The sequence below is a fragment of the Bradyrhizobium sp. SRL28 genome, assembly GCF_018596315.1.
In the GTDB taxonomy this organism is placed as follows: domain Bacteria; phylum Pseudomonadota; class Alphaproteobacteria; order Rhizobiales; family Xanthobacteraceae; genus Bradyrhizobium.
Genome location: NZ_JAHEAG010000039.1, coordinates 1 through 25,569 on the forward strand (window position 1 = coordinate 1; position 25,569 = coordinate 25,569).

22 protein-coding genes and 3 pseudogenes are annotated in these 25,569 nt (G+C 60.6%); 19 read left to right on the top strand and 6 right to left on the bottom strand.

All coding sequences use genetic code 11. The features are described from left to right. The 3 genes from KIP88_RS37775 to KIP88_RS37785 form a co-directional block, all read left to right on the top strand. A partial coding sequence (locus tag KIP88_RS37775; protein ID WP_214493267.1) for a DUF2285 domain-containing protein occupies positions 1 to 832 on the top strand: 832 nt, incomplete at its 5' end. A 150-nt stretch (positions 833 to 982) separates the two neighbouring features. Further along, positions 983 to 1,201: a helix-turn-helix domain-containing protein gene (locus KIP88_RS37780; RefSeq protein ID WP_057849756.1), complete on the top strand. Its 219-nt coding sequence runs from the start codon at positions 983 to 985 to the stop codon at positions 1,199 to 1,201. Further along, complete coding sequence (locus tag KIP88_RS37785) at positions 1,191 to 1,730, top strand: S26 family signal peptidase (protein ID WP_213253727.1); 540 nt, start codon at positions 1,191 to 1,193, stop codon at positions 1,728 to 1,730. The genes KIP88_RS37780 and KIP88_RS37785 overlap by 11 nt, the downstream gene beginning before the upstream one ends. 166 nt (positions 1,731 to 1,896) lie before the next feature. Here the strand turns inward: KIP88_RS37785 and KIP88_RS37790 are convergent. Further along, positions 1,897 to 2,034: pseudogene (locus tag KIP88_RS37790) on the bottom strand (transposase domain-containing protein); the annotation flags it as partial. A 113-nt stretch (positions 2,035 to 2,147) separates the two neighbouring features. Next, positions 2,148 to 2,378, bottom strand: a pseudogene (locus KIP88_RS37795) (tyrosine-type recombinase/integrase); the annotation flags it as partial. Between the two features lie 10 nt (positions 2,379 to 2,388). Between KIP88_RS37795 and KIP88_RS37800 the strand changes: the two are divergent. Further along, positions 2,389 to 2,628 (top strand): annotated as a pseudogene (locus tag KIP88_RS37800) (integrase); the annotation flags it as partial. A gap of 128 nt (positions 2,629 to 2,756) precedes the next feature. Here KIP88_RS37800 and KIP88_RS48295 read toward each other — a convergent pair. Further along, positions 2,757 to 3,641: a transposase gene (locus tag KIP88_RS48295; protein ID WP_214493268.1), complete on the bottom strand. Its 885-nt coding sequence runs from the start codon at positions 3,639 to 3,641 to the stop codon at positions 2,757 to 2,759. Between the two features lie 285 nt (positions 3,642 to 3,926). Between KIP88_RS48295 and rlxS the strand changes: the two genes are divergently transcribed. After that, the gene (rlxS, locus tag KIP88_RS37810) at positions 3,927 to 5,891 is read left to right on the top strand and encodes a relaxase/mobilization nuclease RlxS (RefSeq protein ID WP_308163726.1); all 1,965 of its coding nucleotides are present in this window, start codon (positions 3,927 to 3,929) and stop codon (positions 5,889 to 5,891) included. Positions 5,892 to 5,928: 37 nt separating this feature from the next. Here the strand turns inward: rlxS and KIP88_RS37815 are convergent, their stop codons facing one another. Then, the gene (locus KIP88_RS37815) at positions 5,929 to 7,323 is read right to left on the bottom strand and encodes a GSU2403 family nucleotidyltransferase fold protein (protein WP_214493270.1); all 1,395 of its coding nucleotides are present in this window, start codon (positions 7,321 to 7,323) and stop codon (positions 5,929 to 5,931) included. Between the two features lie 142 nt (positions 7,324 to 7,465). On the opposite strand from KIP88_RS37815, the gene KIP88_RS37820 reads away from it, so the two are divergent. The 13 genes from KIP88_RS37820 (at position 7,466) to KIP88_RS37880 (ending at position 19,869) form a co-directional block, all read left to right on the top strand. Next, positions 7,466 to 7,705: a hypothetical protein gene (locus KIP88_RS37820; RefSeq protein ID WP_214493271.1), complete on the top strand. Its 240-nt coding sequence runs from the start codon at positions 7,466 to 7,468 to the stop codon at positions 7,703 to 7,705. A 62-nt stretch (positions 7,706 to 7,767) separates the two neighbouring features. After that, positions 7,768 to 9,795, top strand: coding sequence for a conjugal transfer protein TraG (locus tag KIP88_RS37825; RefSeq protein ID WP_214493272.1), 2,028 nt, complete (start codon positions 7,768 to 7,770; stop codon positions 9,793 to 9,795). An 11-nt stretch (positions 9,796 to 9,806) separates the two neighbouring features. Next, positions 9,807 to 10,361, top strand: coding sequence for a CopG family transcriptional regulator (locus KIP88_RS37830; RefSeq protein ID WP_214493273.1), 555 nt, complete (start codon positions 9,807 to 9,809; stop codon positions 10,359 to 10,361). 37 nt (positions 10,362 to 10,398) lie between these two features. After that, complete coding sequence (gene trbB, locus KIP88_RS37835) at positions 10,399 to 11,337, top strand: P-type conjugative transfer ATPase TrbB (protein WP_214493303.1); 939 nt, start codon at positions 10,399 to 10,401, stop codon at positions 11,335 to 11,337. A 20-nt stretch (positions 11,338 to 11,357) separates the two neighbouring features. Then, the gene (locus KIP88_RS37840; RefSeq protein ID WP_249791322.1) at positions 11,358 to 11,729 is read left to right on the top strand and encodes a TrbC/VirB2 family protein; all 372 of its coding nucleotides are present in this window, start codon (positions 11,358 to 11,360) and stop codon (positions 11,727 to 11,729) included. Beyond that, a complete protein-coding gene (locus tag KIP88_RS37845) occupies positions 11,729 to 11,986 on the top strand; it encodes a VirB3 family type IV secretion system protein (RefSeq protein ID WP_214493274.1) in 258 nt (85 codons plus the stop codon). Before KIP88_RS37840 ends, KIP88_RS37845 begins: the two co-directional genes overlap by 1 nt. Beyond that, positions 11,980 to 14,568 carry a conjugal transfer protein TrbE gene (gene trbE / locus KIP88_RS37850; RefSeq protein WP_214493275.1) on the top strand — a complete coding sequence of 863 codons (2,589 nt, stop codon included), beginning with the start codon at positions 11,980 to 11,982 and terminating at the stop codon, positions 14,566 to 14,568. The genes KIP88_RS37845 and trbE overlap by 7 nt, the downstream gene beginning before the upstream one ends. A 47-nt stretch (positions 14,569 to 14,615) precedes the next feature. Further along, complete coding sequence (gene trbJ / locus KIP88_RS37855; RefSeq protein WP_214493276.1) at positions 14,616 to 15,371, top strand: P-type conjugative transfer protein TrbJ; 756 nt, start codon at positions 14,616 to 14,618, stop codon at positions 15,369 to 15,371. A 12-nt stretch (positions 15,372 to 15,383) separates the two neighbouring features. Then, positions 15,384 to 16,565 carry a P-type conjugative transfer protein TrbL gene (gene trbL, locus KIP88_RS37860; RefSeq protein ID WP_214493277.1) on the top strand — a complete coding sequence of 394 codons (1,182 nt, stop codon included), beginning with the start codon at positions 15,384 to 15,386 and terminating at the stop codon, positions 16,563 to 16,565. 4 nt (positions 16,566 to 16,569) lie between these two features. Beyond that, entirely contained in the window at positions 16,570 to 17,274 is a 705-nt protein-coding gene (trbF, locus tag KIP88_RS37865; RefSeq protein WP_214493278.1) for a conjugal transfer protein TrbF, read from the top strand. 11 nt (positions 17,275 to 17,285) lie between these two features. Beyond that, the gene (trbG, locus tag KIP88_RS37870; protein ID WP_214493305.1) at positions 17,286 to 18,296 is read left to right on the top strand and encodes a P-type conjugative transfer protein TrbG; all 1,011 of its coding nucleotides are present in this window, start codon (positions 17,286 to 17,288) and stop codon (positions 18,294 to 18,296) included. Next, positions 18,293 to 19,570 (top strand): TrbI/VirB10 family protein, encoded by a 1,278-nt coding sequence (locus KIP88_RS37875; protein WP_214493279.1) that lies wholly within the window; start codon positions 18,293 to 18,295, stop codon positions 19,568 to 19,570. Before trbG ends, KIP88_RS37875 begins: the two co-directional genes overlap by 4 nt. Positions 19,571 to 19,575: 5 nt before the next feature. After that, positions 19,576 to 19,869, top strand: coding sequence for a DUF2274 domain-containing protein (locus tag KIP88_RS37880; RefSeq protein WP_214493280.1), 294 nt, complete (start codon positions 19,576 to 19,578; stop codon positions 19,867 to 19,869). A gap of 49 nt (positions 19,870 to 19,918) precedes the next feature. Here KIP88_RS37880 and KIP88_RS37885 read toward each other — a convergent pair whose 3' ends face one another. Beyond that, complete coding sequence (locus tag KIP88_RS37885; RefSeq protein ID WP_214493281.1) at positions 19,919 to 20,335, bottom strand: hypothetical protein; 417 nt, start codon at positions 20,333 to 20,335, stop codon at positions 19,919 to 19,921. Between the two features lie 89 nt (positions 20,336 to 20,424). On the opposite strand from KIP88_RS37885, the gene KIP88_RS37890 reads away from it, so the two are divergent. Continuing rightward, on the top strand, positions 20,425 to 20,625 hold the full coding sequence (locus KIP88_RS37890) for a helix-turn-helix transcriptional regulator (protein WP_308163729.1): 201 nt from the start codon (positions 20,425 to 20,427) through the stop codon (positions 20,623 to 20,625). A 470-nt stretch (positions 20,626 to 21,095) separates the two neighbouring features. Here KIP88_RS37890 and KIP88_RS37895 read toward each other — a convergent pair whose 3' ends face one another. Beyond that, the gene (locus tag KIP88_RS37895) at positions 21,096 to 25,559 is read right to left on the bottom strand and encodes a hypothetical protein (RefSeq protein WP_214493282.1); all 4,464 of its coding nucleotides are present in this window, start codon (positions 25,557 to 25,559) and stop codon (positions 21,096 to 21,098) included. Between the last annotated feature and the right edge of the window lie 10 nt (positions 25,560 to 25,569).

Below are 25,569 nucleotides of genomic sequence, written 5' to 3' on the forward strand. Positions count from 1 at the left end.
CTTGGGGCAGGCCCTGAACCAACCCGACATGTCTTCGCACCGCCGTCCGCGCGATGGCAGCGCTCGCCTTGATCCGGCGGGCTATGACCCATGCGACTGGGCGTGGGAGTTCTTGCGCCGGAACAAAGACTATATCGCCGAGTGGCGAGGCTCCGTTCCTCGACGTCTGCCGTACATCAGACTTAGCGATGGGACGTGGCTGTTGCGTCTGCGGCGACGCTTTCCTCGCGCCGAACGATGGGGACTTTATGCCTTTGCCGACCCCGCGCTACGCGCCCGGCAGGCACCGGTGTTCTGGCACGTCGATGCCCTGAAGCGGGTGATCCGCCTCAACGCCCAAATGCGAAATGGCAACGAAAACACGCCGCCGTCCACGCTTGCGGACTTCAAGGTCAATCGAATGGCGGTCATCGGTGTCGACGAGATCCCATTGGTGTTGGTGAAGGGAGCGGGCGTTCATGTCCCCCTCGAAATTCGCGGTCTTTCTGCCCTGACTGCGCCCTTTGCGCCGGTCTTTGAGCTCCATGGCCTCGGCGACCTCTCCGCGCAAATCGAGCTTCTGAAGCGCCTGAAGCGTTTCACCGAGCCTGGCCAGAGGACGATACAAACGCCGCCGTTGGCAAGCGACGAACGTATGCACCACGCCCTGATCGCGCTCGATGAAAGCCTGGAGGGCAAGACCTACCGCCAGATCGCAATCACGATCTTCGGGGAGAAAAAAGTTGCGGAGGAATGGCACGGGCACAGTCAATTCCTGAAAGATCGCACGCGACGGCTTGTTGCCAAGGGAACCGAATTGATGAAGGGCGGCTATCGCGATCTCCTGAGCTAGCCGCTTCTTGTCGCGGCTTGACGAGACTTGCTTTCGCGGGATGGCGAAACAGACCCTGCCGCATTCGCCACTCCCAATTAGGTTGCCGATGTGACGACGCTTCTTCTCACGCCTCGTGCTTGATGAGGTAGGTGACAAGGAGCCTCGGAAATGACGAAGAGTGACGACAAAGAGTCCGATAAGCCGTTTCTCAACACGGTAGAGGCTGCCGCCTGGCTGCGCCTCACCAAGAATACCCTTGAAAAAATGCGGGTGAACGGCAGAGGACCCGCCTACCGCAAGCACGGACGCTATGTCCGCTACCACATCGAAGACCTCATCGAATATTCGCAAGCCAATAAGCGGAGGTCAACCTCCGATGCTGATTGATCGCGCAAGTCCCTGGCGCCAACTGGCCGTGCTCTCGGCCATGTGCGCCAGCATCATCGCAGTGCTGATTTCCTTCGCGAACGGGATGCCGCTGTTGATCTATAATGCCTCGGGCAGCGCGCCACTCGGCTTCTACTATCTGGAGCAACGGCTGCCCGCGCACGGTGAACTGGCGCTGTTCAGACCGCCGCCGGCTATTGAGCTCCTGATCATCGCGCATGGTGTTTTGCCCGGGCCGGTACCCCTTCTGAAGCAGGTGGCTGCGGCCGGCGGCGATGAAGTGTGCCGCGCCAAAGCACCGATCGAATCGATCTTGGTCAATGGAAAGGTCATTGTAGAGGTGCTTCAGAACGATCGAGGGGGACGGCCCCTGCCAACCTGGGAAGGCTGCTTGCGGCTTGTTGAAGGAGAATTTTTCCTGCTGCAGCCGCACCCTCATTCGTTCGACTCGCGATACTTCGGCCCGGTGCTGCGCTGCGACGTCCTGGGCGTGGCGCATCCGCTCTGGACCTGGAATCCAAATATTTGAAGTTGCCCATGACAGCGATCGTGCGTGTCAGAAAAAGGCGCGCACCTTCCCCGGTATGCCGCTGAGCCTTCGTTCGGGCAGACCGCGAACCTGCGGTCAAGCAAGCTCTTCCATTGAGACCAACGGGTGAACGAGCGAAGGTAAGCGTCCGGAGCTTGCACATCAGTCAGGTCTTGACATGATTTTCTGTTTTCCAGGTCCACGGCAGCAGTTCGTCGAGGCGGTTGATGGGGTGACCATCCACCATTCGCATGAGCACGTTGCACAGGTAAGCGTAGGGTTCGACACCGTTGAGTTTGCAGGTTTATGTCGCCCGCCGAACTATGCCGAACGGGTTTGGTATGGCACGCCGTTGTCACGCTGGCACCGTCGATCGCGTGCACGGCAGCCCCATTCCATTCGGCATAGTCTGGTCGTTCAGAGCGCCTCCAGAAAGGCGAGCAGGCGGTCGTTCGGCTGGAAGCGGGTTCGCTTGCCGCGCTCGTACGGCTTGAGCTTCGCCAGGGCAGCTTCCTTGAGGGCGAGGTGGGCGTGCAGGTACGTCTGCGTCGTCTCGACCGATTCATGACCGAGCCACAGCGCGATCACGGAGCAGTCGACGCCGGCTTGCAGCAGTTCCATCGCAGCGCTGTGTCGCCTATGTCTTGGTCGATATAGCAGGCATACCTGCGCGATGCACACCCTGTAGGCAACCCGTGACGTGCGGAAGGTCTCGCTCTGGCTCGGACACGCCAACCTGCAAAGTACCGAGGTCTACCTGCGCGCGGACCCGACCGAAAAGCTCGAAGCGCTCGCCGCCATGGTGCCGCCGATGCTGAAGCCCGGACGCTTCCGCGCGCCTGACAAGCTGCTCGCCATGCTGAGCACGGTCAAACGCAGGCCGGATTATGCGGAGTAAGATCTACGAGAAAAGCCGCGGCGGCCGCAACATTCCGCCGCGGACTCTGCATAACCGTGCGCTCCGCATAATCCTCATGTCGGTATAGCCCAGCGCCACATGCACCTTTACGCCCGCGGGCACGATCATCATGGCGCGATCTCTCCGCTTTTAACGCGCGCCCGCACGACATCAGGATCGCTGTCGGCGGTAGCAAAGACCTGCCGCCCGTCGGGCGGATCAACAGCCGTCGTTCCGTCAGGCGGTTGCAGAAAGCGCGTGGCTACTATGTCGTCCGCCAGCGCGACGGAAGCGAGCCTTGCACGTTTCTTTTGCGCTACGGCGAACTCCACCCGCCAGCGGAACAGCAGCCCGGTAACGATGCCGTGCTTGCGGACAACGCTGGAGACCGTTGTACCCGGCTGCTCGGTTTCCATTACGATCGCAAGCTTCTGTTCATCGCTGAAGAAGCGCCGGACGGGCGTCGCTGGCGTTTGCGCAGCGTCATTTGCTGCTCCTGTCAAGTGGCTTTCGGAGGCCGATTTCTTAGCACTAGTGCCAACGACGGGGCGGGCGGAGGGGTGAAGATGCGCGCGCCAGTCGATTTCAATCTCGCCGCCGTCCAACCGGTCACGCCATTTGCGGAGCGCATAGGGCGACAGACACAGCGCAGCAGCGTATTCGCGAACGCCCATTCCGCTCCAGTTCATCGCCTCGACGTGCATAGCCCAGAACGCCTGAACTGCTCGCGATTGCGTGTCGGTGCTCACGCTAAAGCGCCGCCGCTGGCGTCGTTTCAGTCCTTTTTCTCGCTCCTCGCGACGCTTCTCGCGGCGCAATTCGGTCTGATATTCCGTAAGCTTGCGTGCAGCCTCCTCCCCAGTGAGCGCGTTGAGCCAGCGCGCGAACGTTCCCTCGTCCAATCGATGCCGACGGCAATACGCGACACGCGAAACGCCGCTGCGCCGCCAGGCCTCGATGTGAATCGACCACCACTCGCGTCTGGCTTTGCTCTGGAAATGTTTTGGACCCACCGGAGATTCTCCAATGCAGCAGAGAACCCGAAATGGAACGAGAACGCACTCTCAGAAAGTCGTGCAAGCTCCGGACGCTTACGAGCGAAGCGGGAGGGCAAGATAAAAGCACTGGCGCCTAAACGCGCCTAAGTCGTTGTCTGCACATCCAAGATTTGTCGCTACCGGCGAAGGTGGTGTCGCCAGCTTGAGGCTAAGCGGCTTTGCCGATTGATGAACGACGTCTGCATCTTGACGCGCCGGAAATCCGTTCACACATGCGCCTGCCGTTTAAGGAGAGCGCTTGTGTCCGACACCGACGACGAGTTCAGGGTCAGGCTTGGTCGGATCGGCAACCGCCGCGGCCGCAAGGCAATCGGTTACGTCAAGCGCGTCCGAAAGATCGCGAACAAGCTCGGCACCGGGCGACCGCGCCGGGCTTCCACCTTCACCGGTTCACGCACGGGCCGCGGCTACGCGCAAGGCACGGTGCTCGCAAGCCGTCGCTCCGCAGGCCAGCGCCGGGTCGTCATCAAGGCGCGGATCGTCCGAATCAAGGCAGGGCATGCGGGCGCGGTGCGTGCGCATCTGCGCTACGTCCAGCGCGACGGGGTCACGCGCGAGGGCAATCCCGGCGAACTCTACGATGAAGGCCACGATCGCGTTGATGCCAAGGCGTTCACTGAGCGAGGCGAAGGCGACCGCCACCAGTTTCGCTTCATCGTGGCGCCGGAGGACTCTGGCGAAATCGCCGATCTCAAACCGTTCGTCCGTGACCTGATGCGGCAGATGGAATCCGATCTCGGCACCAGGCTCGATTGGGTGGCGGCCGATCACTTCAATACCGGCCACCCCCACAGCCATATCGTGGTGCGCGGCAAGGACGATCGCGGGAGCGACCTCGTGATCGCCCGCGACTACATCGCCCACGGGATGCGGGCCCGGGCGAGCGAACTTATCACCCGCGAACTGGGCCCCGAAAGCGAATTGGACCATCTGCGCAAGCTCGAACGCGAGGTCGGCGCCGAGCGCTTCACCCGTCTCGACCGCGCGATTCTGCGCGACACCCGCGACGGCATCCTTGCGCTTTCCGCAAAGCTGGAGCGCGACCCTCGGCGTCATGCCATGAGGATGGGTAGACTTCGGGCGCTCGAGCGTCTGGGTTTGGCGGAAGAGACGGCGCCGGGCACGTGGCGGATCGCCGGGGACATCGAGCCGACCTTGCGCCGCATGGGGGAGCGCGGCGATATCATCAAGACCATGCACCGCGACCTCAGGGGCGCTGGGCTCAATCGCGCCGCGGCCGATCAAGCGATCTTCGACCCCAAAGTCGGCAACCGCATCGTCGGACGCCTGGTCGCGGAAGGGTTCTCGGACGAATTGCGTGAGCGGCGCTATGCGATCGTCGACGGGATCGACGGCCGGACGCATTATGTCGAGCTCGGGCTACGACGCGCCGAGGACGAGCCGCTCACCCGCAATACGATTATCGAGCTGCGTGCGTGGGAGGCGAGTCCGCGCCAGGTCGACCGTACCATCGCGGAGATCGCGACGCGCAACCAAGGGCTCTATAGTGGGGATATTCATCGCGACACCGACCCGCGCGCTTCAGCAGAGTTTATCCAAAGTCACGCTCGCCGGCTTGAGGCGATGCGAAGGCAGGGCTTGGCCGAGCGGTTGCCGGACGGGCGATGGCATGTCGGGCAAGGTCATCTCGACCGGGCCGAGCGCTTCGAGGTGGTGAACCGCTCAGAACGTCCTGTGCGAATGACCGTGTTGTCGTGGCGGAACCTTGAAGAGTTGCCCAACGCCAACGGCGCGACCTGGCTTGACCGCCAGCTGGTCGCGAAGGACCCCGAGACGATCGCTCCGATGGGGCTTGGGTCAGATGTCGGCGCGGCCATTCGGGCACGGCGCCAATGGTTGCTCGAACAGGGGCTCGCGCGCGAGCAGGACGGCCGCATGGTCTATGCGCGCAATCTCCTGCAGACGCTGGAGCGACGTGAGCTTGCCGAGACCGGCGCCCGCATCGCCGGCGAAACCGGCCTTGGATATTCCGAGATCAAGCCCGGCGATCGGCTGACCGGAACCTTTCGGCGGACGCTGACGCTGAACAGTGGACGGTTTGCCCTGATCGAACGGGCACAGGAATTCAGCCTGGTGCCATGGCGCCCGGTACTTGAACGCGCCAAGGGGCAGAGCGTCACCGGCGTCGTTGGCGGCGAAGGGATTTCTTGGTCGATCGGGATCAAGCGCGGATTGGGGCGGTGAGCCGCTCTTGGCGATTTGGCGCTTGCCGGTACAGGCCTCAACGCTTTGTGCGGGCCTTGCCGGTCGGTCGGGAAGACGGCTTTGGCGGTGTCGTGGCCGATATTTCGTTCAGTAACTTCGGAACGTCCATGGTCTTGATCAGCACGGCGCCGGGTTCGTCCACTGGCCACGAGAGATACTTGGCGCGAGCCATGAGCTCGACTCTGGATCTGTTTCTGAGGACAGCCTCGACGCGTCCCTTCGGATCTTGTCCATCTGTGCCGAAATGGTTGTCGAGCGCCTCACGGCTGATCGCGCATGCGACTGAGCTACCGAGCGCGCTGCCCTGGAATGTCACGATATCCCTGCTGAAATCATGGCGCACCGGGGGATTGTCGAAGGTTAAATCAAGGCCAGGAATCGTGGAGCGGTGCACGCCGGCAATCTTAAGCGTCGAATCTCTTGCGCTGCCGCTCGCAACGCTCAATCCTTGAATGAGCAATTCGCGCCAGCTTGGGCCCCGTTTGTAGGCTTCCTCCCAGGCAAGCTTGAGTTCATGAGGCCGCTTCTCGGCGAGCGCCTCCAGAAGAACACTGGCTTGCTGAACGTCCTTGTCTCGCTTCGCTAACCCCTCGCGACGCCGGCGCGACACAATCAGCTTGTGAACGGCATAGCGCGCCGGCGAAGGGACCTGAACGAAGATCCCGGCATTGTGCAGGATCACGGCTGGTTCAGGTTCGTGAATTAGAAAATCGAGGAAGCGCAGCGGCTGCGCATCCGTTTGCAGTGCAGGCAGCGCTTGAGGCTGTCCGGTTTCGCCCCCTTCGTTGGGCGTGAGAAAGTCGACGCGCAAGCCGCCCTTGGCGGCATAGCTTGTCACCCGCCGGCCATCGACTGTGTGAGGGATCGCTCGAAAGGTCTTGTCGACTTCCTTCAGTACTTCAAGGACTGGCGGGGTGCTGTCCTCGACCGCCACCGACACATTCTTGAACTGGGCAATGTCAACGTCGCCGGTCTCGAGCGGGGCGGAAGCCAGTCTGACGCCCAACATGGCCGAATAGGTTTGGTAGGCGACGGTGCCGACGAGAACACCGCGAAGCCGAAAGACTCCAGCCTTTGCCAGCGCGGTTATGATGTCGCCGATTTCCGGGATGGGACGCGGCAGGTTGAAGGACCGCACCAGCGTGGACACAAGCGCACGGCGTTCGCGCTCATCATCGCGGGCCTCCTTGTGGCCGGCGATTCGCTCCAAAAGGTCTGGTGTTTCCGCGCCCACATAGCGCTGTGTCCGCGCGTCCCCGGTTCCAGTCTGAAAATACCAGTAGCGGCGCCCCTTGATGGTCTTGACCGTAAAGGCGCCTTCCTCGGCGAAAGCCTCGTCGAACGCCGCATTCGCGCAGCGTTCCAAGAGTTCAGCGTAGGTCGTCTGCGCGACCAGTGGGGCGGCTGCCATCACGATCTCCGTCAGTTATACTCACTTCGCGGATTGAGTATAACTCGATCTTTCCTATGAGTCCAGCGTGTTATACTCAATCCGCGGAGTGAGTATAACACGCCATTAACCGCGGAATCGTCCCAAAATCGGGTACGGGAGCATGGAATCGGAAGATCGCCGGGCCGCCCGGATTGTCGAGTCGGGTGTTTCCGATCCGAATATCGGCGCGATCCACCGTCGGCCGGATGGCTGCTGGAAGCGTGAGCCAACATCATCACACCGCTCACATTCTATTGAGGTGTTTCCCGAACTACACCGAAGTTGGATTACGCGTGATCTCTCTTCAGCGCATTTGATGAGCGCGGATTTCTTTGCGCAGCACGATTTTTATTTCGATTGAATGTGCATCGTTCTCGTCCTCTTCATCGCGCCGTTCACGTCTCGCTGTGAATGGGGCAAGGAATGTTTCCGGCAAAAATCTACGTGGGACAGATCGCCGTCGTCTTCGGCATCGTCTTCACCTCGACGTGGGGCGCGACGCAGTGGACGGCCAGCGCGCTCGGCTATCAGCACGGCCTTGGCTCGCCCTGGTTCACGCTGTCGGGCTATCCGGTCTATCTGCCATGGCGGCTGTTCGAGTGGTGGTACGCCTACGAAGCGTACGCGCCCGAGATCTTCGAGCGCGCCGGCGCTATGTCTGCCGGTGGGGGAATTGCGGGCGCGCTGTTTGCGGTCGTCAATTCCGTCTGGCGCGCCCGGCAGAATCAACTGGTCACGACCTACGGCTCGGCGCGCTGGGCGACACCAAAGGAGATCGCTGGCGCCGGCCTGTTCCAAGCCAAAGGCGTTTTCCTCGGCCGCATCGACGGCGACTATCTCCGTCATGACGGGCCAGAACATGTGATGTGCTTTGCGCCGACGCGATCGGGCAAGGGCGTGGGTCTGGTGCTACCGACCTTGCTCTCCTGGACCTCGTCGGCCGTGGTTCACGACATCAAGGGCGAGAACTGGTACCTGACGGCCGGCTGGCGGTCTCGTTTCTCGCATTGCTTGTTGTTCGATCCGACCGACGTCAGGAGTGCCCGGTACAATCCGCTGCTCGAGGTGCGGAAGGGTGCTGCCGAAGTCCGGGACGTTCAGAACATCGCCGACATTCTGGTTGATCCGGAAGGCGCGCTGGAGCGCCGTACCCATTGGGAAAAAACCAGCCACGCGTTGCTCGTCGGGGTGATCCTTCACGTTCTCTATGCCGAGGAGAACAAGACCCTCACCCGCGTCACTGAAATCCTCGCAGATCCCGCGCAATCGTTCGAGAAGACGCTGCGGATCATGATGGCGACCAACCATCTCGGCACGGTGGACGTACCCAAGGTTCATCCTGTTGTGGCGGCAACGGCGCGCGAGCTGCTTAACAAGTCCGAAAACGAGCGCTCCGGCGTGCTGTCGACCGCGGTGAGTTTCCTCGGCCTCTATCGGGATCCGACCATCGGCCGCAATACCGAGGCCTGTGACTGGCGGATCGCCGACCTCGTTGCCGCCGACAGGCCGGTCACGCTCTATCTCGTAGTGCCACCCTCCGACATCAGCCGCACCAAGCCGTTGATCAGGCTGATCCTCAATCAGATCGGCCGCCGTCTTACCGAAACGTTGAACACGAATGACGGAGCGCCGAGGCAGCGGCAACTCCTGATGATGCTCGATGAGTTCCCGGCGCTGGGGCGGCTTGATTTCTTCGAGAGCGCGCTGGCGTTCATGGCGGGTTACGGCATCCGCGCCTACCTGATCGCGCAGTCGCTCAATCAGATCGTCAAGGCCTATGGCGAGAACAACGCCATCCTCGACAATTGCCATGTGCGCATTGCGTTTTCCGCCAATGATGAGCGTACAGCCAAGCGCATCTCGGATGCACTCGGTACCGCCACGGAACTGCGGGCGCAACGCAACTATGCCGGCCATCGGCTCGCGCCTTGGCTCGGCCACGTCATGGTCAGCCGGCAGGAGACCGCGCGGCCGCTGCTGACGCCGGGCGAGGTGATGCAGCTCCCTCCGGGTGAGGCAATCGTTCTTGTGTCCGGTCTTGCGCCCGTCCGCGCCCAAAAGCTGAGGCACTATGAGGACGCAAACTTCACCGGGCGGCTGCTTCCGACGCCACGGCTCGATAGCGGCCTATACGCTGATCGCCCACCCTCAAGAGCCCATGATTGGCAGGATCAACTCCGGCAGGTCGATCTCCGGCTAGCAACTCTTCCGTTCCGCGACCTGATGCAGGACGCCGAGGAAGAGGGCGGGCTCAAGCAGCAACTGCCCCTGTTCGATGAGCCTGCGCGTGGCGTCGGCGAGACTTCTTCCGGCGAGGAACGTCTCTTTGAAGACGATTCCGACGCCGCCTCCGATCGCAGCCAGATGCAGCGCGCCGCCAGCCAGTCGGAAACGGTTCGCCGCGCCCATGCGGTGACGCGCGACGACGATGATCTGCTTCCAGCGTTTTGATGGGACAAGCCATGAAACCGAAACTGTCTGTCTATCTCTCCGATCATGTCGCCAAGCGTCTTACGCAGGCAGCCAGCCGGCCAGGAACTAACAAGTCCGCGATTGTGGACACAGCGCTCGATCGCTTTCTCAACCCGGAGCGCGATCAGAGCGGCGATGCAGCCCTGGTGCGCCGCCTCGATCGCATGAGCCGGCAGCTCGACCGCATGGATCGCGATCTTTCGATCACGGCGGAAACCATTGCGCTCTTTGTCCGCTACTACCTCACCATCACACCGCCATTGCCGTCGGGTGACCAGGACGCCGCGCGGGCCTTGGGGCGCGAACGCTTCGAGATGTTCGTTGCCCAGGTCGGCAAACGCATCGCCTCGGGGGGCCGGCTCGTGGCCGACGTGATGGAGAGGGTCAGTGCCTCCAATCCGGATCTTTTCTTGCGAAATCTGGAGGAGGGTGCGCCGTTAGGCCAGCCGACGGCAGGAGACGAAGCCAATCCCCGTGCGAGTAGCGCAACGGGTGAGCCGCCGGAGCATTCTCCGGAAGGACGAGAGGAGGTCGGCATTGTCTGATCTCCTCTCGCCCGAGACCCGTGAGCGCCGCCGCAACATGCTGCGTACCGCTATGGGCCCGGCTATCGCATTGGCGCTCGATGAACCGGACGTGGTCGAAGTTCTGGTCAATCCCGACGGCAGGCTATGGCTCGATCGCCACGGTTCCGGACGGGCCGACACCGGCGTGATCCTGACGCCGCACGAAGCTGAGCGGATCATCCGTCTCGTCGCAAGCCACGTCCGCGCCGAGGCCAGTGGGTCGTCGCCCATCGTCTCCGCTGAACTGCCCGAAACCGGCGAGCGGTTCGAGGGTCTGTTGCCACCGGTGGCGCTCGCCGCCTGCTTTGCCATCCGCAAGCCCGCAACAACCACGTTCCATTTGTCAGACTATGTCAGAGCGCAGATTGCCTCGCCCGCGATGGCAAAAATCCTCACCGAGGCGGTCGCCAGAGGGCGCAACATCCTGGTCGCCGGCGGGACCGGTTCGGGCAAGACCACGCTCGCCAATGCTCTCCTGGCCGAGGTCGCAGGTCTGGGCCAGCGCGTGGTCATCATCGAGGACACCCGCGAACTCCGATGCGACGCCAAGGACGCGGTCGCGCTGAGGACCAAGCCCGGGGTCGCAACGCTTGCCGATCTCGTGCGCTCGACCCTTCGGCTGCGCCCCGACCGGATCGTCGTGGGTGAGGTCCGGGGAGGGGAAGCCCTCGATATGCTGAAAGCCTGGAACACCGGTCATCCCGGCGGAATAGCAACCGTGCACGCCAACTCCGCGCGCGCGGCGCTCTATCGGATCGAGCAACTCATCCAGGAAGCGGTGACGACCGTTCCTCGTCGGCTGATCGCAGAGGCGATCGATCTCGTCGTCTTCATCAAGGGACGGGGCCCCGGACGCCGCATTGAGACGACCGTTGAAGTCAAAGGCCTCGATCTTTCAGGCGACTACGTCCTGGAGATACCCCCCGGCCTGCCGAACCCCGTCAATCATCCCTGATCAAGATCTGGAGAGAGTTCATGATGTTCAGACTGCAAGTCTCAGCCACGGGTGGGTGCCTTGGGCGGCTTCGCTATTTCGCCCAGCCCGTCATCGTCGACTTCAGCGCCGGTGCCATTGTCACGTTGCTGACGGCGTCGGCCGCTTGGGCGGCGGGCTCTGGCATGCCGTGGGAGGCGCCACTCGAGCGCATTCTGGAATCCGTGCAGGGGCCGGTCGCAAAGATCGTAGCTGTCATCATCATCACGGTGACGGGGATCTCGCTCGCCTTTGGCGATACGTCCGGCGGTTTTCGAAAGATGGTCCAGGTCGTGTTCGGCCTGTCCATCGCTTTTGCGGCCAGCTCGTTTTTTCTGTCGTTCTTCTCGTTCGGCGGCGGAGCGCTGATCTGATGCGGCGCGACGGCTTTGAACTTGTTCTTCACCGCTCGCTGACTGAGCCGATTTTGATCGGAGGCGCCCCGCGCGCCGCCGCGATCCTGCTTGGCACGCTTTCGGCGGTGCTCGCGCTTGGCTTAAGGCTCTGGCTCGCGGGCCTCGTGCTCTGGATCGTCGGGCACGGCGTCGCCGTCTGGCTTGCCAAGCGCGATCCGGCCTTTGTCGAAGTCGCCGTCCGCCACACCAAGCACAAGGGATGGCTCGCATGTTGAATTTGCGTGAATTTCGCTCCCACGCACATCGGCTGGCCGACTGGCTGCCCTGGGCGTGTCTGATTGCGCCCGGAATTGTCCTGAACAAGGACGGCAGTTTCCAGCGCACGGTTCGCTACCGCGGTCCTGATCTCGATAGCGCGACCGAAGCGGAACTGATGAGCGCTGCGTCCCGCGTCAACAATGTCCTGAAAAGATTTGGGTCAGGCTGGGCGCTGTTCTTCGATGCCACGCGCATGACCGCCTCGGATTACCCGCGGTCGCAATTTCCCGATGCGGTGTCCTGGCTGGTCGACGAGGAGCGACGCGCGTCCTTCGAGGGCGCGGCGTGGGATGAGCCTTCGCGTCAGGGAGGCCAGCATTTTGAGAGCATCTCGCATCTCACATTCATGTATCTGCCGCCGGTTGAGAGGGTCTCAAGGCTGGAGGCCCTGTTTCTGGAAAATCCGGGCGACGAGACATCCAGCTCGAATCCGTTATCGGGTTTGTTTCGGCGAAATAGCGCCGCTCGCGCACCGCGGACGGCCAGCGCAAATTCACCGGTCAACGATCGCGCGGTTGGTGATTCAGCGCCGGGACGCGACCCGTCGTCGCGTCGTGCAGGCGCGTACCAGGAGCACCTTCAGCGTTTCATTCAGGAAACAGATCGTGCCGTCGATCTGCTGTCGTCAGTCCTGCCGGAAATTGCCCCGCTCCATGACCAGGACACCCTGACTTATCTGCATGCTTGTGTCTCGACCAAGCGACATCCCGTCAGGGTTCCCGAGATTCCGGCCTATCTGGACGCATTTCTGAGCGACGAGCCGCTGATCGGAGGACTCTCGCCAGCAATCGGCCGCAGCCACCTTCGTACCGTGACCGTGCTGGGTTTTCCGGCCGTCACGTTTCCGGGCGTGCTCGACGATTTGAACCGGCTCGGCGTCGCCTATCGATGGGCGACGCGCTTCCTGCCGCTCGACCGGACGCAAGCCCATACCGCACTTTCCCGATATCGGCGGCAATGGTTTGCCAAGCGGAAATCCCTCGGAGCCATCCTGAAGGAGGTGATGTTCAACGAGCAGGCAGCCTTGCTCGACACCGACGCCGACAACAAGGCAGTCGACGCTGACGCGGCGCTCCAGGAACTCGGCGATGACCTCGTGGCGTTCGGATACATCACGACGACGGTCACGGTTCACGACGAAGATTCCTATACCGCCGACGAAAAGATTCGCGCGGTGGAACGGGCCATCAATAGCCGCGGCTTCACCACCATCCGTGAGAACGTTAACGCGGTGGAAGCCTGGCTCGGTAGCCTGCCAGGGCAGGCCTACGCGAACCTACGTCAGCCAATCGTCCATACCCTCAACCTTGCTCATATGTGTCCTTTGTCTGCCGTTTGGGCAGGCGAGGCGCGCTGCGAACATCTGGATGGACCGCCGCTTCTCCTGGCCAAGACCAAGGGCGCGACCCCGTTTCGCTTGACGCTGCATGTCGGCGATGTCGGCCACAGCCTGATCGTTGGGCCAACGGGCGCCGGTAAATCTGTCCTTCTGTCGGTATTGGCCCTTCAATTCCGCCGCTATCAAGGATCCCAGCTTGTGATCTTCGACAAGGGCCGTTCGGCCCGGGCGGCAACGCTTGCGCTCGGCGGTGCCTGGTATGAATTGGGGGTGAAGGGCGGACTTGCGTTCCAGCCACTTCGGGATGTCGACGACGAGGGAGCGCGGCTCTGGGCGCTTGATTGGTTGTGTGGCGTTCTTGCCCATGAACGGGTCGTCATCACGCCCGAGGTCAAGGAGACGATCTGGTCGGCCTTGAAGAGCCTGGGCTCGGCACCGGTGGCGGAACGCACCATGACCGGGCTTGTGGCTTTGCTGGCGCGCGATGTGCTGCGCCAAGCGCTGACGCCTTATACGCTGGAGGGCCCTTACGGGCGCTTTCTTGATGCCGATGCGGACAGACTATCCAGCGCCGATGTGCTGACGTTCGAGATGGAAGAACTGATGGCGTTGCCTGGACTGGTGGCGCCCGTGCTTACTTACTTGTTCCATGCGCTTGAGGCGCGATTTGATGGTCGTCCGACGCTACTGGTCCTGGATGAGGCCTGGTTGTTCCTGGATGATCCGCTGTTCGCCGATCGCATCCGCGAATGGCTGAAGACGCTTCGCAAGAAGAACGTCGCCGTCGTCTTCGCGACTCAGTCACTCAGCGACATTGCCGACAGCCAGATTGCACCTGCGATCATTGAATCGTGCCCAACCCGGATATTCCTGCCAAACCCCCGGGCGCTTGAGCCTGCGCAGTCGGAAACCTACCGCCGCTTCGGTCTTAATAACACGCAAGTGCGCCTGATCGCGGAGGCCTTTCCGAAGCGCGACTATTACCTGCAATCGCGCGCCGGCAATCGCCTGTTCGAGCTTGGGCTCGGTCCGATCGCGCTTGCCTTCGCAGCAGCTTCATCGCCCGAGGATCAGCGCCTGATCGAGGCACTACTCGCCAAATTTGGCCCCAGCCAGTTCGCGGAACGCTACCTCGCCGCCCGAGATCTTCAGTGGGCCGCCAATCTGATCAGCACCTTCGAACATGTCAGGGACGCGTGATTCCACGCGTTACCTGTAATCCTTTCCTCTAGTCCGGAGTCCAACTGATGCTGGAAAAGCTATTCGGCAAAACCGTTCCACGAAAAATATCGACCAGTGTCGTCGTAATCGGACTTGCACTCGTCGTTGCGGTGAACGGATCGCGACGACTTGGAGCCCAGATCGTCGTGTTCGATCCATCGAATTACAGCCAGAATATTCTGACCGCCGCGCGGGCATTGGATCAGATCAACAATCAGATCAAGAGCCTCGAAAACGAGGCGCAGATGCTGATCAACGGCGCCAGGAACCTGACGAGCCTGCCAAGCACCGTCGTTGGCCAACTCACCTCGAAGATTAACGGGATCAACAGCCTGATCGCCCAGGCCAAGGGCATCTCGTTCGACGTCCAGAAAACCCAGGGCGACTTTCAGCGGTTTTATCCTCGCCAATATACCGCGGCCGTTTCCTCAGACCGGATGGTGCAGGACGCGACAGCCCGCTGGGACAACACTTATCAGGCGCTAAAGCAAACGCTGGTGACCCAGGCGACGATTGCCTCCGCGCTCGATCAGGACGGGCAAACGCTGCGTACCCTGATGGCGAATTCTTCGGGCGCCGTCGGGTCGCTGCAGGCCCAGCAGTCGGGCAACGAACTGCTGGCGCTTCAGGTCAAGCAGTCGCTGCAGGCCCAGGCGCTGGTCGCAACGCAGGCCCGGGCTGAAGCCTTGCGAGCAGTCGAGCAGCAGGCCTCCGCGGAGGCCGGGCGCGAGCGCTTTACCCGCTTCATCGGAGACGGTCGCGCTTACACCAGCCGACGCTAGAAGGAGGAAACTATGGCTGATCTCGCGGTCATTGACCGTTTCACCGATACTTTCTCGCGTTATATCGATTCCGGTTTCGGAATTCTCGGCGGCGAAGTTTCGTTCCTGAGCTCAACGTTGATTGCCATTGATTTGACGCTTGCGGGCCTTGCGTGGAGCCTGCGCGCCGACGATCACATCATGGTTACGCTTGCCAAGAAGGTACTCTATGTCGGGGCGTTCGCCTTCATCATTGGTAACTTCAAGTCGCTTGCTGGCATCGTTTTCAACTCGTTCTCAAGCATCGGGCTGAAGGCAAGCGGCGGGTCGCTGAGCGCGGCGGATCTGATGCGGCCGGGTTTCGTGGCCTCGACGGGATTCACCGCAGCGCACCCGCTGCTGGAGGAAACCGGCCAGTTCTCCGGCTTCGACATACTGACCAATCTGCCCACGATTCTGATTCTGCTATTTTGCTGGATCGTGATCGTGCTCGCGTTCTTCGTACTCTCGGTCCAGCTGTTCGTTACCTTGATCGAGTTCAAGCTGACGACACTTGCGAGTTTCATCCTGGTGCCGTTTGCGCTCTGGGGCAAGACGTCTTTCCTTGCGGAAAAGACGCTCGGCAATGTGATCGCATCCGGCGTCAAGGTGATGGTGCTTGCGATCATCATCGGCATCGGATCGACCATCTTCGGTGAGCTTTCCACGACGCTGACCCGGCCGGTCGATATTGTCTCCGCCATGAGCCTACTGCTTGCCGCGCTTTCTTTGTTCGGGCTCGGTATCTTTGGTCCGGGCATTGCGGCAGGTCTGGTGTCGGGCGCGCCCCAACTTGGGGCCGGTGCTGCCGCCGGCACGGTTGCGGGCGCAGCAGCGGTAGCGATCGGTGGCGGTGCGCTGGCGCTCGGTGGATTGCGGATGGCGGCGGGTGGATCGGTGGGCGCGCTCCGTTCCGCGGCGTCTCTTGCCGGCACCTCGGCAAGTGGGTCTGGCTCGGCAGCAGACATGGCAGCCACCCGCCAGAGTTCTCAGCCTGCGAATTCGGGCGCGCCTGGCGGTCAAGGCTCCACTTCAACGAGCGGCGGGTCCTCGGGCCTGGCCGGCCAATTCCGTCGAGGGCAGCAGATCAAGGGTGCGGCGCAGATTGCGGGCCACACCCTGAAGGAAGGCGACAAGGGTGGACACTCTTCCGGTCCCAAGCTGGGGGAGGACTAAAGGTATGGCGTCTCATCCCTTCCACCGCCCATCGGTCCGCTATGGCAATACGCCCGAGCCGGTCACGCCCTATCAGAAGGCGCAGCAGGTCTGGGACGAGCGGCTGGGCTCGGCTCGCGTCCAGGCCAGCAACTGGCGCCTTGCTGCTCTGGCCGCGACAGCACTTTCAACTGTGCTGGGTCTCACGCTCTCGGTGGTGATTGGCCGGTCCAGCATCGTGCCGTATGTGGTCGAGGTTGATCGCCTCGGTGAAGTGCGCGCGGTCGGTCCGGCATTTGAAACCTACCAGCCGTCCGATGCCCAGATCGCGCACTTCCTGGCGCGCTTCGTCGAAAATGTCCGCTCGCTATCGATTGACCCGATCATCGTACGAACGAACTGGCTTCGGGCGTATGACTTTGTCACCGATCGCGGGGCGCAGGCTCTTAACGAGTATGCCCGCGAAGCCGACCCCTTCACCAAGATCGGTGCGAAAACCGCAACCGCCGACGTGATCTCGGTCGTCCGTGCATCCGGCGACAGTTTCGAGATTCGCTGGAAGGAGAACACCTACGAGAACGGCGCGGTCTCAAAGACTGAGCGCTTCACCGGCGTCGTGACAGTCATCCTGAAACCTCCAACCAGCGCCGAGACGTTGCGGAAGAATCCGCTCGGTCTCTACGTTCATTCCCTCAACTGGTCGCGCGACCTGATCGGAGACGCAAAATGATGTCCTTTGCCATGAAGAGCTGCGCGTCAGTGAGCATCCTTGCGTTGGCGCTCGCACTTGGGGGTTGCGCCACGAAATTGAATCTCGAGGCGCCGTACGACGAGTTGAGCTTTGAGAAGGCTCTTCCGGAGGCTGATCCGCCTAAGCCGGTCGAGGTTGTCGAGGTACCCAAGGTGTTGCCTCTGCCTGGCCAGCTCAAGCCTTGGCCAACCAAAGGCGGGAAAGGCGAGAAGGTTCCGCCGGAGCAGGCCATTGCCACTGCCAACAAGGCCGCGCGTATCGAGCCGACCCGGGCAGGCTATATCAATGCCATTCAAGTCTATCCCTGGACCGAAGGCGCGCTTTATCGGCTCTACTCCAGCCCGGAGAAGGTCTCCACCATTGTGCTGCAGCCAGCCGAAGAGCTGATCGATGTCTCGACCGGCGATACAGTGCGCTGGGTCATCGCTGACACCATAAGCGGGCAGGGGGGCACACGGCGGGTTCATATCCTGGTCAAGCCGACGCTGCCGGACATTCAGACCAATCTCGTGGTGTTGACCGACCGGCGCACCTACCACCTCGAACTCGTCTCCACCAAGCAGACCTACATGGCCTCAATCTCCTGGACCTATCCGACCGATAGTCTGGTCGCGCTTCATAAGCAGAACCGGGCGGCGCAGGAGAATGAGCAACGTGTTGCTGATCGCGGCGTGCGGCTGGACAGCTTGAACTTCCGTTATCGCATCGAGGGGGACGATCCACCGTGGCGGCCGCTTCGTGCCTTCGACGATGGCCATAAGGTCTTTATTCAGATGCCGTCGGGTCTCTCGCAAGGCGAAGCGCCGCCGCTGTTCATCGCCGGCGCTGATGGCCGGCCTAACCTCGTCAATTATCGCGTGCGAGGCTCCTACTATATCGTCGACCGGATGTTCGGCGCCGCCGAGCTTCGTCTTGGCGAGAATCCTCAGCGAACGGTCCGGATCATCCGTACCGATGCGCGCCCGGTCTCACAGATCTTCAGCACCGGAGGCGCATCGTGACCGAGGATTCCGACAAGGTGCCACCGGAACGGCTGGAATTGCGGGCGCGGCCGCGGCCGATCCGTCGTCTCAACAGGCGCACCCTCATGATCGGCTGCGCCGCCGGCGCGCTGCTCATCGCGGGGGCGATGATCATCGCGCTCAGTCCGCCTCGGATGTTCAAACCCACCGAACGAACTGAATTGTACAATACCGAGCGCAAGCAAACGGCTGACGGGCTCACCAAGCTGCCCAAATCCTACCAGGACTTACCGCCAAAACTCGGCCCGCCGTCGCCCGGCGATGTCGGTCGCGCCTTCGCCGAGAGTGAGAAGAAACTAGGGGTAAGCCCGTCCGAAACGCCGTTCCAGGCTAACCCGGAGCAGGATGTTGAGCGGGCAGAGCGCATCCGCCAGGCCCGCATTGCGCAACAGGCCAAGGAGTCAGGTCTCCTGTTTCGCCTGTCCGACAAGCAGGACCGGCGCAAACAGCCGGTGGCTGCGGTCACAACCACCGAGCAGCCTTCGGCATTTCGCCCGGCACCTGCGGACAACACTCCGACGACAGCTGATCTCCTTGCAAAGACTCAGGGCCTGAATGATCGCTCCAGCGAGATCATTCCATCTTCCCAAGCACGCAAGCTCGCCTTCGTTAGCGCCAAAGCCGACAAGGAAACCACGAACCCGCACGCCCTCGCAGCCGCGCCGTCGCCCTATGCGATCATGGCGGGGTCGATCATTCCGGCGAGCCTGATTACCGGTTTGAATTCCGATCTGCCGGGATCGACGATCGCCCAGGTAACGGAAAACGTCTACGACACCGTGACCGGCGAGCATCTCCTGGTACCGCAGGGAACGAGGCTCTTTGGCAAATACGACAGTGTCGTTGCCTTTGGCCAGAAACGTGCGCTGGTGGTCTGGACGCGCTTGATTCTGCCTAATGGCAATTCGATCGTGATCGAGAATCTGCCGGCCACAGACGTGGCGGGCTATGCTGGGCTGGAGGACGAAGTCGATTTCCACACCTGGCAATTGCTCAAGGGAATTGGTCTCGCGACGCTTCTCGGCGTCGGCACGCAGCTCTCGCTGGGCAATGATGAGGGCGATCTCGTCAAAGCTTTGCGCGAAAGCATTCAGCAGACGACCAATCGGGCAGGCCAGCGGCTTGTCGAGCGTGAACTTGACGTTCAACCAACCATTACGGTGCGACCGGGCTGGCCGTTGCGCGTTATTGTCTCAAAGGACCTAGTCTTGAAGCCATATCAGGACATCCGGACTGCGGCCAAGACGAGATGATGTCGATGAAGCTTTCGAAACTGCCCGACCGGACTCCGGTCAAACTCAGCACGACGTTGACGCCCAACCTTGCTGCGCGACTGCGCGACTATGCCGATTTTTACGCTGAAACCTACGGCGTTCGAGAGGAGGTGGCCGATCTCGTGCCATTCATGCTGGAGGCATTTCTTGACGGTGATGCGGATTTCAGGCGAGCCAGCCGGGCAGGCGGCACAAAGGACCCGTCGATTGGTACGCTCCGACGTCTCAATAATCAGTCTACTGAGAAAGAGGCGAGCCCCAGCAAGAGCAAGGAATGATCCTACTGGCCGGCCAGCAGGGAAGAGGCGAGCCAGCGATTTCCGCCATCTAGACCGGAGTGATCGGTTCGCTTGATGTCTGGCTGATGGCATCCTTCACGAGACTGATCGAACATTCAAGTCGCTGCAGAAGGGTATTTAGGTCTGAAACAGTTGCTTCTTCCATCCGAAGATTTTCAGAATTTACGGCTCTTCGAACTAGGACGTCGAGCGCCTCGATGTCGGTCGGTAGATCCGGGGTGGTGTCCGCAGCACGTGAAGAAAGCATATGGGAAAATACGGTTCCGTCCGGACCAATCCTCACGGTCAACGAAGCTCTCGCCAGCACCGTCTGCTCTACGATTTGGATAGGTACTTCGACCGCAGAAACGTAATCGCTGACTCCGACAATACGGTACCCAAATCGATAGGTCTCCCCCGCTACTTCCGCGAACGGCTCTAGCTGTACTGTCTCAAGACCATTCATACGGGATACCGCCTCTGCAATTCTCTTTGTTGAGTATACTCAATTGATGAGTATGCTCAACAAGAAGCATGCCGTCTTTCATGGACGGGATGCGAGACATTGTTGCAAAGAACCTTCGACGGCTCCGGCATGAAAAAGGCTGGAGTCAGGAGGAACTCTCGTTCCGGGCAAAGGTAGATCGAAGCTACATCAGCCAGCTGGAGACCAGCGCCTACAGTGCTTCGGTTACTATGCTCGGCAAGCTTGCAAAGGCACTGGGCGTGGACGCTGGGGACCTACTAAAGCGATAATGAGAGTCGCGAGTTTGCGCCGTCGTGCCGACGGCTCGAAAGCTGCAGTCTCGACAGAACCAGCGCGCTCCGGAACGATCCCACGAATTGGACGCATGCCGGCGCGGGCTGGGAAGGCAGCCCGCTGAAATCCACCGGGATCAGCGCAGCGTTTTGATCAGCACGGGCGGCAAAATATGACCTGTATGCTGACCCTGTGAGCAGCCTTGGGATGTTTGTTTTGGGTGAGCGGAACCGTGTCTCTATTCCGGGGGTAGAGAAAAACATTCATGCCAACTTATGCGAGGGCCGAAGGGAAGAGACAGACGTTCCGCGCCTTCGCGGAAATCGGCTGGTTCGGCGAGCAGGCCGGATAAGATTGGCTTGCCGCCGTGTAATTTCCTTCAGTGCAGAAATCGAGTATCGCGACGTCACGGCGGAAGGTCTGCTTCGCGCCAGTTCGCTCAAAGGTTTGTTGAAAAACTAGCAGGTTACACATCCGCCCAAGGTCGCGCCAATCGGTGGCCAACGCTGAACGAGAATAGCTTATCCTTCCATCGGTTCTTGGCCTTTGTCGCATCGTCATGGACGCGCTTCCAATCAAACGCAATGAATTCCCTCTGCCGCTGAGGACGCGTTTTCAGTTTCAGCGTTATGCGTTGCGCGGCAGCAGGGATCGCGTTTCTTTCGGCGTAATGGACAAATAATTCCCAAGCGATAAAGAACGCCGCGTCATCCTTCGCTGCGAGCGCTCTATCAAGCCGCTCCAAGCTGGTCCAGGTCTTCTGGATATTTTCCTTCGCATGGCGATAAACGATGCCAATCCAGCCATCGAGCGGCGCCTTGGCAAGTTCTGCTTTCCAGAGTGAACGCACGGCCGCAGAATCGTCTAGGAACCCAGCGATCATCAAGGCTCGGGCTATATCACCCGGCGCCTCCGGTTTGGCGAGCAGTTCCTTGATGAGTGAAATCGCCCACGCAATCCGCTTGCGACGAACGATGAAGCTCGAGAGCGTGAGAAGCTTCCAATCGTTGTCGGCGCGCATGATCTGTTTCTTGCGCAATTCATTGATGACCTCGCCATCGTTGACTTCGAACGGTGCTTCCTCAATGTCATCGCCGGCTTTAAATGGTCCGTCAGTTTCGCTCAATCTGGTCCAGTATTGAGCGCCTTTCGCGGGATTGATATGCAAGAACGCTTCCACGAGGTCCGTTCTTGGAAATTCCCACCGTCCGAACGCCGGATCGTCTTCAACGGCAAATAATCTGTCGGCGAGCGCGGCGATCTCGTCTGGCTTTTGTTCAACTAGCCTTCTTGTAGCCGCGCCGTGCCTCACCCGGTGAGCAAGAAATGTGCGCTGCGCAGGCGGATTCAGTTCGCGTTCGACCGCCGCTTTCAGGAAGGCTTCAAAAGCATAGGCGCAATCCGGCCGATACTTGACCTTATGCCATGGAATTGCGCTGCATTCGGGGCCGGTCCTCTCTGAGATCGACTTGAACGTTTTCGGTGTTACGAGCAGCGAGAGAAGGAGTGCGCCTCTCGCATTTTCTTGGGCGCTGCGCTTGTCGGACGCAGCCCAGGTTGATTGCAAATGTCGCTTCGCCAGGAATACGTCGTTGGCATTCAATGCAATCAGAAACACAAGCTCGCGTATGCTGGGGTCTTCATGCGCGAGCAGCGCCGCCAAAACTTCCCAGCGAGCCGGAAGTTGCTTCGGTTCGCTGAGCATTAGGTAGGCCAACCATCCGGCCAGGTGGCCGATAGGCTGGGTTGGCGCGAGCCGTGGGCCGAGATCCTTTACCTGTTTGATCGACGGCGCCCGCAACAGATGATCCCAGTCTAACGGAACGGATCGCGGCGCGCCGATCTCATCCCAAAGCTTGATCTGTTCGCGAGGTGCATTGCCGAAAAGGGCGGCCTCAATGAGCGCATGATCAATTTGATCCGGCTTGTCCTGGAGTCTGTCTTTCCGGCGCTTGATGAGCGCGACGCGAATCTTCTTTTGGATTTGCGGTGTCAAAAGTATCAACAGCTTGCCCAACGAGAAGGTATATCCCAGCAACTGGGCCTCGTTGCGCTTTGTAATCGACAGCAAAAAGCGGCGATAAAGCGCGATCAGCTCTTTCGGCGTCCAGCGCGCGAGAGCCGGCCTTGCCGTATCCAGATCAAGGCTGACGCTGGTCCGGTCGCGCCCGTTGCCAAGTTCCAGTACACGCAAGGATTTGGCGAAACGGCGCAACAGTTTTGTATGTTCGGAAGCGATCTTCGCATCGGCAATGACCGCGAAATTTGAGAGCGAGGAAATGGTATGCATGTCGTTTGGCGATGTGTCCCCATGCCATGTCACGATGCCATCGACCAGCGAAACCTCTTCCTCCCAATGGTGCCAGCGACGTGCTTGAAACGCCTGTCCGACCGAAGCGAGCTTGACGGCGGCCTCTGGGCCGCCCTGCGCTTCAAGCAGGCTAAAGGTCATGTCTCGTATCGCGGTTGACGCTAGGGCCAGCAATTCATCGATGGTTTGCAAAAATACCGGGGTCGAAGCCGTCGCGTCGATCGCGTTAACGCGCAGCGACCAAGCGATGTCATCGAAATGATTTGCGTGGCCCATCGCGGCGCGGCTAAAAACCCACCCGCGCCAGATGGGCGCTTGAGCGGCGCGCGGCAGGTAGGTCGCTATCGATATCGCACGATGAATCACCCAGCTCGCGCCCACGCCATCGTCAGTCAGGATGAGATCGAGCTTTGCAAAAGCTGGTGCGCCGATCTCATTTCGCATTCGATCAAGGTGCGCTTGCGTTGCCGCAAAAGCTTCGGCCCTCTGCTCTGGTTCTGGGGCGTAATTGATAAATTGTCCGTCACGCGGATCAAGCCAATAGGTCCGCGCCCATTTCGCAAGAAATGCGATGACTTCCGTTTGGCGCCTGCCGTCGCCGCCGACGTTAGCAATGGCCTTGATGAGCACCTCGTCCACGGAAGAGCCGCCGGATCGTTGTAGCCACATGGATTCGGCCACATCGAGCAAAGGTGCTGGATTGACGCTGCCGATGCGCCAAAGAAGCTGGAAATGCGCATTCGAAAAATTGTGGGAATTGATCCAGCGTCGCAAAAGCACCCGGATAGCGAGAGCAGGGTAGGCCGGATCAAGAAAAGTCAACGAAACGGTCGCGGCCAGTATGTTGACGCCAATGGTCTGGTCTTCCACTGGACCAAGAAAACGCTGGATGCTGCTGTCGACTTCTTCTTCTGTCGTCAGCGCTTGAAGCTCGCTATGCAGCGCCAGGCCTACGGCAAGCGGCAATACCGCGTTGTCCATTTCGAACTGGTAGGACGATCCGCTGGGGCGAAACCAGACGCCCGACGTAATTTCATCGACGGCCTGCAAGAGGTTCTTCTCGGGCTCACCGGTAAAGCCGGATAGCCTGTCTTTGAGGGTGGCTCGGGAAAACTTGCTGCCAACATCCCAGTTGCGCTGGATGTCTCGACCGAGGCCCGACAGCAATGCGCAAAACATTGCGTCATCGACGAACTTGCCAGATCGTACTCCGAGCCGATCTTGAACATAGCGGAGCATAAGCTGCTCCGCGGAATGCATGGTCCAGTCTTGCTCTCGATCAAACATTTCTGCGGCGACGGCAAACCAGCTCGGCCATTTGATTAGATTCAAGACAGGCTGAGAAAATGCTGTACGCGCCTTTCCATGCTTTGCGAGAAGCGCGTCCAGCTCGGCATCGCGGAAATGACTTAGCTTTACCCTCGTCGGGCGAGGTTCCAAGGATTGGCCCGATTTGAAACGCGACTGCCAATGCGTGGGTCGATCGGTCAGAACGATCCGGATAGTGCCGCGCCAGTCGGAGTCGGCCGCCTCGGCCAAGAGTTGCGTTACAAATGGTTGGGCGGTGCCTTCATTCGTTCCATCGAGCATCAGCCAAATGAACGGGCTTCCGGGATGCGCTAGAGCCGCCTGGCGCCAGCGCAGAACACGCTGGGTCCAAAACGCCGCGGGCTTACTTGGCACGAGAACCCATTTGGCAAGCGCTGCCCCCAGGACATCCGCGAGCGATCCGGAAGTTACGTCTCGAGCGGCAAACCAGACAAATAGTCGCGACGGGTCACGTCCGGATTCCCGCCGCCACCAATCAAACAACAGCCACGTTTTACCCGCGCCCTCTTCGCCCAGGACTGCGCAAACGGGCGGCGCGTCAGCGGTTTTTGACCATGCTTCGATGGCTGCGCACTCAATGTCACGCGGCGCCCAAATGCAACTTGCCGCGCCTAAATCAACATTGTTTTGCAATCTCGATTTGGAATCTGCGCGTGTTCGCAGCGTTTGACCAATTCTCTCCTTAACTGTGAGCGCCGCAAAAATCCGCCCAAGACCGGGGTGTTTGATCTTGTGCAGGAAATCGACTCTTCGGACTTCAAATTCCGGAAGATCTGCGATTTGCCTAATCGACTTGCCGAGCTTGCGACCCAGCCTGCGCTCGACGGTGTTGGGTGCCAGCGCGAGAAGGAACGGAAGAGGCGCGAAAACATCGTTGCTTGAGCGCCAATCAAGCACAAGCACGCCGATTCCCAGTTCATCGCCGATTTGTTCAAGAGCGCCGACATCATCGGCAGAGACTTCCTTGCTGGCCGCAAGAATCCAAAGCTCTATCGGGTTGCCGGCGCGCGTGGCGGCATCAATCAGCTTCTTCTTGAGATCATCCAGTGCCAAAGTGGTGGTCTCGCGATACCGCTTGGCTTCTATGCCCGCCGCGATCTGACCATCCGACCCGTCCGAAAGTGCATCAACACCGCCCTGTGTTCCGGATTTTTGAATTCTTTGCGATATGCCCGTCGCTTCGAGAAACGCGTCACGGATGAACCCTTCGAAGCCCTCGGGGCCGCTCGCGTGGAGCTTCAAGAGCGCGCGCTGCAGGGTCGAACAAAAACGAGCGAGGTTAAGTGACATTGATGACCGC